We start from the raw sequence: 13426 nt of genomic DNA, 5'->3' as shown, positions 1-13426 counted from the left end.
AACAGGTCGGTATCGCGCATGGATGATGGCTCCGGTCGGTTCGTTCCCAAGCCATGCCAGACAGCGCGTTATGCGCAAACCCCCGTCTGCGCCAGATGCCGTCAAACCAAATTCGGCTTCGTGGCTAGCCAGCGCTTGGCCGACAAGCGCTCCCAGACACTCAACCTCTGCGTGCGGGCCACCCATCCGAAATAGCGAGGAGCCACTTTTTTCAAGCGCTTGCTGAGAAGTCTGAAAACTGGCGCCGCCCGGAACCGGCACGGCCTGAAGCCAAACCGGTGACAGTGCAGGTCTCGCCGCCCCGTCAAGGCGGCAACGGCGCGGCGATTCCGGAGCTTCGGGTCCCGTCGCCTGTTCGCGATCTGCTCCCTTCACCAGACGAACGGCAGCAGCCGCCAGGTGCCTGCAGCATGGCCCCGAACACAGAAATTTCTTCAAAGAAATAAAGCCGATGGCGCAGCCAGCGGTAGGGGCCGCTCCGCACCACCCGGCGCGCCTGCGGCACCAGGCTGAACGCCCGGCCCAGTTGCACGACGGTGATCATGGTCAATGTCATGCCAACCAGCACGAATCCGGTTGAGGCCAGGTTGAGTGCAGCGGAGCCCGTGGGCTTTGCCAGGATGCCCATCGTCCACGGCAGGTACGTGCCAACGAACGCCGCCACCCGCGGCGCAAGCCCTTCCGCCTGTGCTTTCGGCGGAGCACGCAAGAGCAGGAGCGCGCACAAGATGGCGTAGAAGGCCACAAGGCAGGCCCGCGCCGCGATCTGGGCGAAACCGCAAGCTTCCTGGCAGGCCGCGAATTCCTCATCCCGGCGCTGACGGTGCGACGGGCGGAAACCACCGTCGAGCTCGGCAGCGGCCAGAGCTTCGCCATCGCCGGGCTGTTGGAGCGCACCAGCATTGACGCCACCAACGCCCTGCCCGGCATCGGCGAAGTTCCCGTGATCGGCTCGCTGTTCAAGTCCAACGATTTCCAGCGCGGCGAGAGCGAGCTCGTCATCATCGTCACGCCCTACATCGTAGAGCCGACGTCGTCACCACAGGCGCTGCACGCGCCGACCGACGGTTTCAAGCCGGCGACCGACCTCGACCGCATCCTGTACGGCCGCCAGATGGCACCGCTCCCTGGTCCGACTCTGAATGCCGGTTTTATCCTGAAATGAGAATCACGAACATGCGCATGGCATTTCTCCTGGCGGCGTTGGGTCTGTCGGGTATCTCGGCAGGCTGCACGCCTGATTTCCCGTTCGACAAACCGGGCACCTGGAGCCTGGACAACCGGGCAAGCGCGAATGACCTCAATCTACGCGCCATGGTTTCCAATCCTCATGATCTTGTCGAGGGAACCGGGGCACCGACCAGCCTCGGTAGCGAGGCCGCACGGCCAATTACAAGATTGCTGGATGGACATCGCACACAATTGCCTGCCTCGGACATAGTCCAGCTCCAGACGAGTGGAGCGTCGTCAGCGCCACAGGGCAATAATCAGTAAGGATCAGCCTCTGATTTCCTCGCCGAAGCGTCGATAGTTTTGGAACACGACCATGAAGCTTCACACGTTGGCCAGCCTCTGCATCGCTGCGGCACTCGCCGCCTGCGCATCCCCAAGGGGGAACGCGTTGGACGGCGCCAGCGGCGAGCCAAGATTGCGGGTTGCCCAGGCGGCGGTCGCATCGGGCAATCTCCAACTGGGGGAATCGATTTACGCCAGCGTCTCGGCTGCCGCGCCGTCGGACACTGACGTGCAACTCGGCTATGCCGATGTGCTGGTCCGGCTCAACAAGTTCCACCAGGCGCACAGCGTGCTGTCCGATCACTTGAAGACAGTGAAATCTCCGCAGTTGTTATGCGGCCCCCTGGGTGCGATTGACGTGATACAGGGTGAGGCCGCCCGGGCCATCAAGGAGTTCGATACGGCGATCGCAGCGGACCATGGCAACATGCGCTGGGTGGTCGACAAGGCAATTGCGCTTGACATGCTTAGCCGGCATGCCGACGCGCAGGGACTGTATAGTCAGGCGCTGGCCGCCGAACCGGACGATGTCATCACCATCAATAATCTTGCGCTCTCGCTGGCTTTGTCGGGCCAGAAGACTGAGGCTACGAGTATCGCTTCCTCTTTGGCCGGCCGCTCCGACCTGCCGGAGCGGGTCACGCTCACATACGATGTCCTGCGTGCGGCAGACGGCGAGAACATCTCGACTGTCCGCGACACGATGGGACCCGGAAATTACGAACATGTGCTTCAGCTTGCGAAGGCGATCGGTGGAACCGAGAAGTAACCAACGTCATGGCTGAAACCCGGCCCGGCAGGCTGCGAAAGGACCCTTTGTAATCCGCGATCGCATTGGTTCCCTGTAACCAGGCCAGGCATGGACGGAGAGGGACGGATGCGCGGGCAGGTTTCCGTGTCATGACGTTTGCCCGGGTGCCGAACCATCGTCCGGCGGATCGTCTTGCCGTCGTTCCGTTTCCCGGCCGGGCAAGTTGGCAGGACCGCCGGACCCTATGCTATCGGTGATCACCGCGACCGGCGCCGTCATCGGGGAGGCAACCATGCGATCGCTCATAGGCCTGGCGATGTTGATGCTCATGGTCCTCGGGACCACCCCGGCCGGAGCGGCCGAGCCGTCGCTCACGCTCGACCTGGGCGGCGTCACGCACCGCTTCACCGCCGCCGAACTCCTCGCCCGGCCGGACGCGGCCGAGCTGGCCATCCCGCATGACCACGACTACCGGCGCGCTACCCATTACCGCGCGGCGCCGCTGCTGCCCCTGCTCGCGGGGCTGCCGCCGGACCGCTTCGACACGCTGGAGGCGCGCGCCACCGACGGCTTCGTGGCGCAGATCCCGCTGTCGCTGGTTCGCAAAGGCGCCGCGGGTGGCGCGACCGCGTGGATCGCCGTCGAGCCGCCCGGGCAGCCCTGGCCGAACCTCCCGGGCAAGAACGTTGGGGCCGGACCGTTCTACCTGGTGTGGCAGCACCCGGAACGGTCCGGCGTGATCCCCGAGCAGTGGCCCTATCAACTGGCAAGCCTGACGGCGGTGGAGAGCCCGGCCCATCGCTGGCCGCAACTGGCCGTCGATCCCTCGCTGCCGCCCGGGGCCCCCGCCCGGCACGGGCAGCGTGTGTTCGCGGCCAACTGCCTGCCCTGCCACCGCCTGAACGGTGGCGGCGCCGGTGAGATGGGACCGGACCTCGGCCGGCCGATGAACGCGACGGCGTATCTGACCGACGCCGGGCTGCGCGCCCTGGTGCGCGACCCGAAAGCCGTGCGCACCTGGCCGCTGCAGCGCATGCCCGGGTTCAGCGCCGCCACCCTGCCCGACACCGACCTCGACGCCTTGCTCGCCTACCTGCACCACATGGCGCGGCACGAGGACGTTGCTTCAGGTCAACGGTAGCGCGAGCCGGCTTCAGTCGGGTTGCGCAACGCCGTAGAGGTAGCCTTCGACGCACAGCTTCATGTCGTTCGGACCACGGGCGCACAGAAAGGCACGCGGGAAATCCGCCGTCTGCAGGAACGTCTCCTTGCAGCGGACCCCGGTGTCGTCCTGGAACACCAGCACGCGGTCGCGGGTGCAGCCCTGGAAGCTGGAATACCGCTTTCCGTCCTGGATATAGCCGTCGATCGTCTTGCCGAAGACCAGCGTGTAGCCGATGAGCTGGCTCAGGTCACAGGCCGCCAGCGCCGGGCGGCCGGAGAGGCCGAGTGCGACCCCGGCCGCCACAAGCCAACGCGGGATACGCCAACGGGCGGGCATGCGCGCGCCGGGTTGCCGGACCACGGCGACAGCCGGAATTCGCCGGAAAACGGGGCTGTCAGACGGGCTTCCACGATCGGTCCACCTCGATATCGATCAGGCTCGGCCCGTCCGCCGCCAGCGCCTGCTCCATCAGATCGCCCAGATCCGACAGAGCCGTCGCCTTGTGTGCCGCCAGGCCCAGCCCTTGGGCGACCGATACGAAATCGACCCGAGGCTTGTCCAGGTCCATGGCGACATAATTGTCCGCCTGCGCCGCCAGTCCCTTCATCGCGTTGGTCCGCTGCTTCAGGATCCGGTAGGAATAATTGTTGATGATGACGAACACCATCCGCAGCTTCTGGTGCGCCGCGGTCCACAGCCCCTGGATGGTGTACATCGCGGACCCGTCGCCGATGAGCGCCACCACCGGCCGGTCCGGCAGCGCCAGCTTGACGCCGATGGCCGCCGGCAGCCCCCAGCCGATGCCGCCGCCGCGCAGCCCGAAGAAGCTCTGCGCGTCGTCGCTTTTCAGGAACCGCCGCAGCCCGGTGCCGGAGGACACCGTCTCGTCGATCACTACCGCATCCTCCGGCAGCAGGCGGCCGATGGTCTGCATCAGCGCCAGCGGATGGATCGGGTGGCGCTCGGCCACCGCGTCGGCCATGGCGTGCAGCTTGTGCAGGCTGGCGACACCCTCGGCGCGGACGTGCACCAGGCGCTTCGCCGCCGCTTCACTCTCGGCAGCGGAGCGAGCCTTCACCACCGCCTCGGTCAGTTCCGGCAGCGTCGCCTTGGGCTCGCCCAGGATGGAGACGGCCTCGGGATAATTCTTCGCCAGTTCCCACGGGTCGGTGTCCAGGTGCACGACCGGGAAGTTCTCCGGCATTGCCTCGCTATCGCCGGGCAGTGACAGGGTGAACAGGTCGCCGCCGATGGAGACCAGCAGGTCGTGCTGCGACAGCATGCCGTGGATCGCCGCCGGCAGCCGCACCACGGTGCCGCGGTACAGCGGATGCGAGGACGGGAACATCGCCCGGCTGGCCATGCCCTCGTCATAAACCGGCGCGCCCAGCGTTTCGGCCAGCGTCACCAGTTCCGCCAGCGCGTTGCTCTGCGCCACGGCGTCGCCGGCGATGATCACCGGGCTTTTCGCTTTTGCGATCACCGCGGCGGCGCGGGCAATGGCGCCGGCGTCGCCGCGGATGCCCAGCGCCACCCGGCTTGGCGCTCCGAGGTCAAGATCGGCGCTGTCGCTCAGGATGTCGCCCGGCAGCGACAGGAACACCGGCCCCATCGGCGGCGCCAGGGCGGTCTTCACCGCGCGGTGGATCGCCCGCGGCAGGTCCTCCAGCCGGCGCACTTCCTCCGACCATTTCACGAACGGCCGAGCCACCCGCGGCAGGTCGGTCCACAGCAGGGGCTCGGTGAAATTGAATCGCTGCTCGTGCTGTCCGGCGGTCACCAGGATCGGCGCGCCCGCCTTCTGCGCGTCGTACAGCATGCCCATGGCGTTGCCCAGGCCGGGCGCGGCATGCAGGTTGACCATGGCGCAGGTGCCGGAGGCCTGAGCATAACCGTCCGCCATCCCCATCGCCGGCGCCTCCTGCAAGGCCAGCACGTAGCGGATGTCCTTCTCCACCGCCAGTGCGTCCATCAGCGGCAGTTCCGTCGTGCCGGGGTTGCCGAACATGACGCGCACGCCTTCTTGCTTGAGAAGCTCCAGCAGGGCGGTCTTTCCCGGCATCATTGGCATCGATATCATCTCCCCTGGACGGCATACGGTACCGTTCCGCGACAAAGCATGGCGCGACCGATCGAGCAACGCGCTGATATACTGGGAGGGAGTCCGAACGAATGTCCAGACTGACGCGTCGTGTCCTCGTCGGCGGCCTGGCGGCGGCGCCGCTGGCGCGCCCTGCCCTCATCCGGGCGCAGAGCACCTCGAAACCCGTGCGCATTGGCCTGCTGTCGGACATGGGCGGCCCGTACCGCGACGTCGGCGGGCCGGGCAACAAGGTCGCGACCGAACTCGCCATCCAGGATTTCGGCGGCTCCGTGCTGGGCCGGCCGATCGAGGTGCTGCAGGCGGACGACCAGAACAAGCCGGATGTGGCGGCGGCGCTGGCGCGGGAGTGGGTGGACAGCGGCGTCGACGTACTGGCCGACGGCGCCGCGTCGTCATCGGGCCTGGCGATCCAGCAGATCGCGCGGGAGAAGAAGCGCATCTACCTGATCACCGGGCCGGCGACCTCGGACCTGACCGGGAAGCAGTGCTCGCCGTATGGGATTCATTTTTCCTACGACACCTACGCGCTGGCGCACGGCACCGGCGGGGCGCTGACCCGGGCGGGCGGCGACACGTGGTTCTTCATCACCGCGGACTACGCCTTCGGCTACGCGCTGGAGCGCGACAGCATGGCCGCGGTGAAGGCCGCCGGCGGCAAGGTGCTGGGCAACGTCCGCGCGCCGCTGGGGACGGCGGATTTCTCGTCCTACCTGGTGCAGGCGCAGGCCTCCGGCGCCAAGGTCATCGGCCTGGCCAACGCCGGCACCGACGCGCAGAACTGCATCAAGCAGGCCGCGGAGTTCGGCCTGACGAAAAGCGGCGTGCGGCTGGCGACGCTGCTGATCCAGATCAGCGACGTGGCGGCGCTGGGACAGGGCGTCTGCGCCGGGCTGTCCTACACCGACAGCTTCTACTGGGACATGACCGACAAGACCCGCGCCTGGTCGAAGCGCTGGAGCGCGGGGATGGGCCGGGTGCCGGGCGTGCTGCATGCCGGCAGCTATTGCGCGACGCTGCACTGGCTGAAGGCGGTGCAGGCGGTGGGATCGACCGATGCCGACGCCGTGGCCGCGAAAATGAAGGCACTGCCGGTGAACGATTTCTACAACACGAACGTGAAGATCCGCGAGGACGGGCGGGTGATGCACGTGATGTATCTCTGGCAGGTGAAGCCGCCGTCCCAGGCGCGGTATGCCAACGATTTCTGCAACAAGGTCGCGACCATCCAGCCGGCGGATGCGTGGCGTCCGCTGGACCAGGGGGGATGTCCGCTGGTGAAGGCGTAGGGGGCGGCCGGCATCGGTATTCGGACGGGTTTCGTTATTTTATCGTCATGTCAGGCGCAGGCCCATCGGCGTTACGGATCCGGCCCTCATTATTTTGGCCATGATAAACAACGCACGGCGTGCAACGCGTGGACCTCGCGGCCGCAGGCCATCTGAATCCTTCGCTGCGTGCTCTGCGCCCCGCTCTGCGCGCTCTGCGTTGAATCGCGGTGGCCGGGGTGCCACCGGTGTCGCAGGTTGGGCGACTCATGGGCAACGCCGTTCTTTGTTGCGGCACCGCATTTTTGCAACGCAGAGCGCGCAGAGAAGAATTTGGGGCGACCTGCGGTCGCGGTACCTCGAACCCGGCCGGGTTGTTCCTGTCGCAACGCGCGGCCTGGCGTTCAGGACAATCAGGGCCGGATCCATAAAGTAGGGTGGCCTGTTACTCCCTCGTCGTGCCCCTCCCCCGACTTGTTCGGGGATCGTCCGGGCCATCGCCATACGCTCATGCCGTGACAGCAACACACGGGGCACGCGCCCCATTGGCGTAAAAATGGGGGCACAGGCGACGTGACCGCACTGTCGTCATGGCGGCCGAAGGGCCGCCATCCCCGCCTTTCTGCGGCATCAACAGCGCAAGGCGTGGATGCCGGGCCTGCGCCCGCCATGACGATAGAGCAACGACCGCCGCTATTTCAACGCCTTTGGGGCACGCGCCCGCCATACGACGACAGAGGCAGTCCCGCCGCCTGTTCGCCAACGCTCGTGCGGCGCTACCCGGCCTCGCGCCGCCAGGTACGGCACCGGGCGGCCGGGTCACGCCGCCCGCCACAGTTCCCCGTCCCGCACCGCCTTGCCCTCGCTTTCCATCTTCAGCAGATGCGCCAGGACGTTGCGCTCGGCCGCGCGCCGCAGCCGCGGGTTCAGCTGCGAATACAGCGTGTCCATGATCGTGTAGGTATCCGCCGGCCCGTCGCTCAGCTTGCGGGCAATCGCCTGCTCGCGCAGCATGCGGTGGGTCAGCATCGCCCGCACCAGGCTGTGCGGCTCGCGCAGCAGCGGGCCGTGGCCGGGCAGGTAGACGTTGTCGTCGCGGCCCAGTAACAGATTCAGGCTGGCGAAGTAGTCGCGCATGTTCCCGCCCGGCGGGCTGACGATGCTGGTGGACCAGGACATCACGTGGTCCGCGCTGAACAGGATCCGGTCGCCCTCCGCCCCCGGCCGCGCGAAGCAGATATGGTCCGAGGCGTGGCCGGGCGTGTGCACCGCCTCCATCCCGGCGATGCGGTCGCCATGGCTCAGCCCGATGTCGGGGGTGAAGCTGTCGATCGCGCTCTGGCGGTAGCCGGCCGTCCGCGCCCCGGTCGCCGCCTGCAGGGCCGGCACGGCGCCGACATGGTCGTGGTGGGTGTGGCTGACCAGGATCAGCGCCACCTTGCCGCCGGTGTGGCGCAGGATCGCCTCGACATGCTCGGGATGGTTCTCCGGTCCGGGGTCGAGCACCGCGGTGCCGTCGGGCGTGTCGATCAGGTAGGTGTTGGTGCCGTAATAGGTCATCGGGCCGGGATTGTTCGCCACGACGCGGCTGATCCCGGGCAGCACGGGCAAATTGGCGCCGCGATCGGGCTCCGCTTCGGTCAGGAAGGACATGGGGGTGGTCTCCGTTTCGCCTCATGCTTGCGCAATCCGCCCGCACTGGCAACGCCGCCACGGCGCTGGCAGACTGGCGGCCGCTACCAACGGGAGGAAACCACCATGGCCAAAGGCCTGCTGTTCGCGGCGCTCGATTTCGCTACCGCGCACGAGGATGAGTTCCACGACTGGTACGACCACGAGCATATCCCGGAGCGGCTGCGGGTTCCCGGCTTCCTGAACGCGGAACGCTGGATCAGCGAGGACAACCCGACGGTCCACGTCGCCACCTACGACCTGGAGAGCGCGGCCGTCCTGGAGTCGCCGGCCTATCGCGCCGTGGGCGGCGAGAACGGCACCGTCTGGACGAAGCGCGTCACCGGCATGTGCCGGCGGATCATGCGCTTCGCCGGCGAACAGCTCGTTCCGGGCGACCTTGTCGCGCCGGCTGGCGCGGGCGCGCTGCTGGTGGCGTCGATGAACGTCGATCCGGCCGCGGAGGCGGAATTCAACGAGTGGTACAACGCCGAGCACCTGCCGCAGCTCGGCGCCGTGCCCGGCGTGCTGTGCGCCCGGCGCTACCGCAGGGCCGACACGAAGTCGGAACGCCAGTACCTGGCGCTGTACCATCTGCGCAACGCCGGGGTCACGCGCTCGGCGGCCTGGGACAGCGCGGCGAACACGCCCTGGACGCAGCGGATGCGGCCGCACTTCCGCGACCTGCTGGTGCTGCGCATGAACCGCTGCCAGCGGCAGGGCTGACCGCCGCGGACGCCGCTGGTCGCGTGGCGCGAGGTCGTCTTCCTGTCGTCATGGCCGGGCGTGTCCCCATCGCTGTCAGTGATAGGGGCGCCTGGAGAAGGATTTGGCGCCTGGTCCGTTGCTCCCTTGTCATGGCCGGGCGTGTACCCATGCGTATCAGGATAGGCCGGCGGTTGGAGACGGATTTGGTGCCCGGTCCGTTGGCCGCCCATTTCCGCCAGCGCAGCGCCAGCGCGACACCGGCGGTTCAATTCCGTGCGGAATGAGATTTCGCAGCCCCCGCAGCCGGGAACCTGATAGGCCGGACAGGTGGTCTACCGAAATGTCTCAGGGGGACGAACGTGACGGATATCTATACGAAATGGGTCCTGACGATCATCGCCGCGGCCCTGGTGGTGCTCGCGGGTGACAGGGCGGTGCGGACGGCCTTCGCGCAAATCGGCTACGCCAGGGTGCAGATCTGCGACGAACAGAACTGCACGCAGCTCATCCCGACCCAGCAAAGCGTGGCCGGGAGAACGGTGATCGTCTGGGCCGTGCCGGTTGTGCGCCGCTGACCTGGCGGTGAAACCCGTCGCCGGCGCCTGTGAAGCGGTCAACAGCGCTCCTGTCCGGCCTCTGTCAATCCTGGCGCGGGTCAATGGGCTTCGTCATCGACCGAGACGAACCCGTTGGCCGGCAGGCCGCCGCAGGCGGCCATGCAATCCATAACCGCATGCAGGAGAACTCCATTGGACAAGCGGAAACACGATGACGCCTCACTGCCCGAGCCTGTCTCGCTGACCCTGGAAGAGGCGATGCAGGTCTCGGGCGGCTCCGGCACCATCCAGGCCGCGGCGGCCTCGCTCTCGACGGTCTTGCAGCAGCCCGTCCTGGTCAGGGGCATACCGCCGGTGGACTGGAGGACCCTGGGCCAGGCATCCGGGCACACCGCCTGAGCCTGTCCCGGCCTCGCTGACGTACGGTCCTGGCACGCCGGCCCGCATGCCAGGACCGCCTTGCCGCTCGTCCCCATGCAGGGAGCGCCGCCCATGACCAAGGGTCCTGAAACCGACCGCCTGCTGTGCCCAAGCTCGCAGCCCAATCATCCGGACGCACGCGTGTTCGGCGTGCAGACCGGACACTCGCCCGAAACCTTTCGCGTCGGCTACCTGACCGAGGCGCACCCGGTGACCCGGGACCTTCTGGCGCAGGCCGGCGAGGCCCTGCCGACCGAGGTGCTGCGGATTGCCGCGCCGTGCATCCGCTGCAGCCATCACGATGGGATCGGCTGCCGCCTGGCCACCCGGGTGGCGACGATGCTGCCGCCGGTCGTCGGCGCCATGCCGCGCTGCGCGATCCGGCCGGATTGCCTGTGGTTCCGCCAGGAGGGCAAGGCAGCCTGCGTGCGCTGTCCCCAGGTCGTCACCATCGCCCGCGGCGCCACGGCGTTCGACGAGGCCGTCGCGGGACTGTCGTCGCAGCGCGCCGAGGATCTGCCCACGGTGACCACCCCTGCGGGATCACGGCCCGGCACGCCGGCACGCTGATCGCCCCCCGGCCCCGGCAGCCGGTGAAATGCCGGTGTGGCGCCGTGGCGTTCCCGGCGGCGAGGGCGATACCCGCGTTGCGCGGCAGGACGGGTCGGCCTCCTGTCATGCGTTCCGTCCGACATCCGTAGCTGCTATAGCGCCGCCGAAGCCTGAACGGGACGTGCTTGCTGAATGAACGCCATGCGTACGACACTCTGTCTTGTTTTCCTCCTCGGCAGCCTCGCCGGCTGCGGCCGGCACCAGCCTGATCGCGTGACCGGCGGCGCCGCGACCGGCGCCGGCACCGGCGCGACGATCGGGTTGATTGGCGGGCCAATCGGCGTGGCCGCCGGCGCGCTGATTGGCGGCGGCGTCGGGGCCGTGACCGGCGCCGTGGTATCGCCGAGTCACGTCAACCTGGGCCCGCCGCTCTGGAGCAACCATACGCAGTGATGCCGGCGCGGCGAGCCTATCCGCGCAAGGACCGCGCGGTCTGGCCGAACAGGACGTTCCGCGCCGCCTCGCTGTGCGGGCCGGTGCGCCGCAGGTCCTTGCCCAGGTCGACGCCGCGCTGCACCGCCGGCCGCGCCTTGACCGCGGCGCGCCAGCGGGCGACGTTGGGAAACTCGTCCAGCGACTGTCCCAGCGGCTTCGCGATCAGCACCCAGGGCCAGGACATCATGTCGGCGATCGAGTAGTCGTCGAGCAGCCAGTCCCGGCCCTGCAGCCGCCGCTCCAGCACGCCCAGGCAGCGGTGGTATTCGCCGCGGTAGCGGTTCAGGGCGTAGCTGTGGTCGCCCGCCTGCACGCTCTCGGCGTAATTGACGAAGTGGCTGAGCTGCCCCGCCATCGGGCCGAGATTGGCCGCCTGCCAGAACAGCCATTCCAGGCATTGCTTTCGCCCGGCCGCGCTGTGCGGCATGAAGCGCCCGGCCTTCTCGGCGAGGTGGATCAGGATGGCGCCGGACTCGAACACCGGCAGCGGCCCGCCGGGGGGATCATGATCGACGATGGCGGGCATGCGCGCATTCGGGCTGATCGCCATGAAGTCCGGCCTGAACTGGTCGCCGGCGCCGATGTCCACCGGCCTCAGGGTGTACGGAAGGCCGGTTTCCTCCAGCATGATGGCGACCTTCCAGCCGTTCGGCGTCGGCCAGTAATGGAAATCGATCATGCCGCGTGTTCCCTTGCGCGCAAGGACTCTATTTCTTCCCGGGAATAGCCGAGTTCGCCCAGCACCGCCTCGGTATCGGCGCCCAGTGCCGGGCCGCCGTGGCGGATCGTGGCCGGCGTGGCCGAGAACCGGGCGGCCGGACGCGCCTGGCGCAGCCGCCCGGCGGCCGGGTGATCCGTTTCGACGACAAGGCCGTTGGCGACGACCTGCGCGTTCGACAGCATGGCGGTGCGGGTCAGCACCGGGGCGCAAGGCACGCCTTCCCGGGTCAGGCGTGGCAGCCATTCCTCGGCGGGCCGGGTGAGCAGGACGTCCTGGGTCAGCGCCAGCCGCTCGTTGACGTGACGCTGGCGCAGCGCCGGGGTGCGGAAGCGCGGATCGTCCAGCCATTCGGGACGATCGAGCGCACGCGCCAGCGCCTGCCATTCCCGGTCGGTCTGCACCGCGGCGCTGATCGGCGTGGTGGCGGTGTCGTAGATCAGGTCGATGAAGCTGGCGGCCTCCTGCTGCGGGATCGTCTCGCCGACGAAGGTCTGGCTGCCCATGTCGGAGGACCACAGGAAGGCGACCACCGCATCCAGCATCGACAGGCGGACATGCTGGCCCTTGCCGGAACGCGCGCGTGCCAGCAGCGCGGCGGTGATGGCCTGCGCCGCGGTGACGCCGGTCAGCTTGTCCGGCAGGATGGTGCGCACCAGGCGCGGCCGCTCGGTATCCGACCCGGCCTGCACCGAGGCGAGGCCGGAGACGGCCTGGATCAGCGGATCGTAGACCGGCTTCTGCGCGTATGGCCCGGTCTCGCCGAAGCCGCTGATCGAGACGTAGATGATTTCCGGCGCAACGGCCCGGACGGCGTCCTCGCCCAGCCCCATGCGCTCGGCCACGCCGGGACGGAAGTTCTGGATGAAAACATCGGCGGTGGCGACCAGGCGCAGCAGCGCGGCCAGGGCGGCTGGGCGCTTCAGGTCCAGCGCCACGGAGCGCTTGTTGCGGTTGTTGTTCAGGAAGGAGGCGGAAAATCCGTTGCGGCGGTTGGCGGCGGCGCGGGTATGGTCGCCGCCGTCCGGGTGCTCGACCTTGATGACGTCGGCGCCCTGGTCCGCCAGGATCATGGTCGCGAGCGGGCCGGAGATCATCGCGGTCAGATCGACGATCCGGTAGCCGTGCAACGGTCCGGGCATGATGTTTCCCATGATGCTTCCCATGATGCTTCCTCTGGCCTGTTATTGGCAGGATATGGCGAGCGGAGCGGGGGCTGCAAATGCCGGCGTATGCGGGCAGCGCCGGCGCCGTGGCACGGTCGGTGCACTGCAAGAACGGGATGCAGTCGGCTTTGGTTGCAAACCTGATGGCGGCCGCACCCGAGCGCAGCCGTATGTTGCCTTAACCGATTCTTCAGGTTTATCCGCCAGAAAGAAAAAACCGGCCGGGATGGTCCCGGCCGGCTCTACCTGAGGAGGGTTGAGTTATGGCACAACTCAAACTCCTGCCAAGGATAGTAGTGAAGATTGGCGTCAAAGTCAAGATCACGATCATCCGAAAGT

Annotated in this window: 16 protein-coding genes; 10 read left to right on the top strand and 6 right to left on the bottom strand. The window is 67.8% G+C overall.

What is annotated here, in order from left to right; translation table 11 throughout:
• Positions 1-304 precede the first annotated feature (304 nt).
• On the bottom strand, positions 305-745 hold the full coding sequence (locus CCS01_RS05605; protein WP_104517840.1) for an isoprenylcysteine carboxylmethyltransferase family protein: 441 nt from the start codon (positions 743-745) through the stop codon (positions 305-307).
• Between CCS01_RS05605 and CCS01_RS05600 the strand changes: the two genes are divergently transcribed.
• The 4 genes from CCS01_RS05600 to CCS01_RS05590 all read left to right on the top strand — a co-directional run bounded on the left by CCS01_RS05600 (position 686) and on the right by CCS01_RS05590 (position 3407).
• The gene (locus CCS01_RS05600; protein WP_104517839.1) at positions 686-1165 is read left to right on the top strand and encodes a type II and III secretion system protein family protein; all 480 of its coding nucleotides are present in this window, start codon (positions 686-688) and stop codon (positions 1163-1165) included. The two genes, CCS01_RS05605 and CCS01_RS05600, sit on opposite strands and share 60 nt — an antisense overlap.
• Positions 1166-1182: 17 nt before the next feature.
• Positions 1183-1494 (top strand): hypothetical protein, encoded by a 312-nt coding sequence (locus CCS01_RS32555; protein ID WP_146101572.1) that lies wholly within the window; start codon positions 1183-1185, stop codon positions 1492-1494.
• 52 nt (positions 1495-1546) lie between these two features.
• A complete protein-coding gene (locus CCS01_RS05595) occupies positions 1547-2284 on the top strand; it encodes a tetratricopeptide repeat protein (RefSeq protein WP_104517838.1) in 738 nt (245 codons plus the stop codon).
• 274 nt (positions 2285-2558) lie between these two features.
• On the top strand, positions 2559-3407 hold the full coding sequence (locus tag CCS01_RS05590; protein ID WP_104517844.1) for a cytochrome c: 849 nt from the start codon (positions 2559-2561) through the stop codon (positions 3405-3407).
• A gap of 12 nt (positions 3408-3419) precedes the next feature.
• Here CCS01_RS05590 and CCS01_RS05585 read toward each other — a convergent pair whose 3' ends face one another.
• On the bottom strand, positions 3420-3767 hold the full coding sequence (locus tag CCS01_RS05585; protein WP_104517837.1) for a hypothetical protein: 348 nt from the start codon (positions 3765-3767) through the stop codon (positions 3420-3422).
• 58 nt (positions 3768-3825) lie between these two features.
• Positions 3826-5502, bottom strand: a complete 1677-nt coding sequence (locus CCS01_RS05580; protein ID WP_158258243.1) for a thiamine pyrophosphate-binding protein — start codon at positions 5500-5502, stop codon at positions 3826-3828.
• A gap of 101 nt (positions 5503-5603) precedes the next feature.
• Between CCS01_RS05580 and CCS01_RS05575 the strand changes: the two genes are divergently transcribed.
• Positions 5604-6821: an ABC transporter substrate-binding protein gene (locus CCS01_RS05575; RefSeq protein ID WP_104517835.1), complete on the top strand. Its 1218-nt coding sequence runs from the start codon at positions 5604-5606 to the stop codon at positions 6819-6821.
• 798 nt (positions 6822-7619) lie between these two features.
• Here the strand turns inward: CCS01_RS05575 and CCS01_RS05570 are convergent.
• The gene (locus tag CCS01_RS05570) at positions 7620-8453 is read right to left on the bottom strand and encodes an MBL fold metallo-hydrolase (RefSeq protein ID WP_104517834.1); all 834 of its coding nucleotides are present in this window, start codon (positions 8451-8453) and stop codon (positions 7620-7622) included.
• 105 nt (positions 8454-8558) lie between these two features.
• Here CCS01_RS05570 and CCS01_RS05565 point away from each other — a divergent pair, with 105 nt between their 5' ends.
• The 5 genes from CCS01_RS05565 (at position 8559) to CCS01_RS05545 (ending at position 11161) form a co-directional block, all read left to right on the top strand.
• On the top strand, positions 8559-9197 hold the full coding sequence (locus CCS01_RS05565) for a DUF4286 family protein (protein ID WP_104517833.1): 639 nt from the start codon (positions 8559-8561) through the stop codon (positions 9195-9197).
• A gap of 341 nt (positions 9198-9538) precedes the next feature.
• Entirely contained in the window at positions 9539-9754 is a 216-nt protein-coding gene (locus CCS01_RS05560; RefSeq protein WP_104517832.1) for a hypothetical protein, read from the top strand.
• A 174-nt stretch (positions 9755-9928) separates the two neighbouring features.
• Positions 9929-10135 carry a hypothetical protein gene (locus CCS01_RS05555; RefSeq protein ID WP_104517831.1) on the top strand — a complete coding sequence of 69 codons (207 nt, stop codon included), beginning with the start codon at positions 9929-9931 and terminating at the stop codon, positions 10133-10135.
• 93 nt (positions 10136-10228) lie between these two features.
• On the top strand, positions 10229-10726 hold the full coding sequence (locus tag CCS01_RS05550) for a hypothetical protein (RefSeq protein ID WP_193540108.1): 498 nt from the start codon (positions 10229-10231) through the stop codon (positions 10724-10726).
• A 183-nt stretch (positions 10727-10909) separates the two neighbouring features.
• Positions 10910-11161, top strand: a complete 252-nt coding sequence (locus CCS01_RS05545) for a hypothetical protein (protein ID WP_104517843.1) — start codon at positions 10910-10912, stop codon at positions 11159-11161.
• Between the two features lie 16 nt (positions 11162-11177).
• Here CCS01_RS05545 and CCS01_RS05540 read toward each other — a convergent pair whose 3' ends face one another.
• The gene (locus tag CCS01_RS05540; RefSeq protein ID WP_104517830.1) at positions 11178-11882 is read right to left on the bottom strand and encodes a glutathione S-transferase family protein; all 705 of its coding nucleotides are present in this window, start codon (positions 11880-11882) and stop codon (positions 11178-11180) included.
• On the bottom strand, positions 11879-13063 hold the full coding sequence (locus CCS01_RS05535) for a CaiB/BaiF CoA transferase family protein (RefSeq protein ID WP_104517842.1): 1185 nt from the start codon (positions 13061-13063) through the stop codon (positions 11879-11881). Before CCS01_RS05535 ends, CCS01_RS05540 begins: the two co-directional genes overlap by 4 nt.
• Positions 13064-13426: the final 363 nt, after the last annotated feature.

Origin of the sequence: Rhodopila globiformis (assembly GCF_002937115.1) — a bacterium.
GTDB lineage: Bacteria > Pseudomonadota > Alphaproteobacteria > Acetobacterales > Acetobacteraceae > Rhodopila > Rhodopila globiformis.
Note: the sequence above shows the minus strand (reverse complement) of the source record. Positions and strands in the feature narration are given on the sequence as shown.

What these genes read in the sequence shown, in the direction of transcription:
- CCS01_RS32555 (WP_146101572.1), top strand. Translation starts at nt 1,183, where the DNA reads ATGGCATTTCTCCTGGCGGCGTTGGGTCTGTCGGGTATCTCGGCAGGC.
- CCS01_RS05575 (WP_104517835.1), top strand. Translation starts at nt 5,604, where the DNA reads ATGTCCAGACTGACGCGTCGTGTCCTCGTCGGCGGCCTGGCGGCGGCG.
- CCS01_RS05590 (WP_104517844.1), top strand. Translation starts at nt 2,559, where the DNA reads ATGCGATCGCTCATAGGCCTGGCGATGTTGATGCTCATGGTCCTCGGG.
- CCS01_RS05540 (WP_104517830.1), bottom strand. Translation starts at nt 11,882, where the DNA reads ATGATCGATTTCCATTACTGGCCGACGCCGAACGGCTGGAAGGTCGCC.
- CCS01_RS05570 (WP_104517834.1), bottom strand. Translation starts at nt 8,453, where the DNA reads ATGTCCTTCCTGACCGAAGCGGAGCCCGATCGCGGCGCCAATTTGCCC.
- CCS01_RS05585 (WP_104517837.1), bottom strand. Translation starts at nt 3,767, where the DNA reads ATGCCCGCCCGTTGGCGTATCCCGCGTTGGCTTGTGGCGGCCGGGGTC.
- CCS01_RS05595 (WP_104517838.1), top strand. Translation starts at nt 1,547, where the DNA reads ATGAAGCTTCACACGTTGGCCAGCCTCTGCATCGCTGCGGCACTCGCC.
- CCS01_RS05545 (WP_104517843.1), top strand. Translation starts at nt 10,910, where the DNA reads ATGCGTACGACACTCTGTCTTGTTTTCCTCCTCGGCAGCCTCGCCGGC.
- CCS01_RS05565 (WP_104517833.1), top strand. Translation starts at nt 8,559, where the DNA reads ATGGCCAAAGGCCTGCTGTTCGCGGCGCTCGATTTCGCTACCGCGCAC.
- CCS01_RS05550 (WP_193540108.1), top strand. Translation starts at nt 10,229, where the DNA reads ATGACCAAGGGTCCTGAAACCGACCGCCTGCTGTGCCCAAGCTCGCAG.
- CCS01_RS05580 (WP_158258243.1), bottom strand. Translation starts at nt 5,502, where the DNA reads ATGCCAATGATGCCGGGAAAGACCGCCCTGCTGGAGCTTCTCAAGCAA.
- CCS01_RS05535 (WP_104517842.1), bottom strand. Translation starts at nt 13,063, where the DNA reads ATGCCCGGACCGTTGCACGGCTACCGGATCGTCGATCTGACCGCGATG.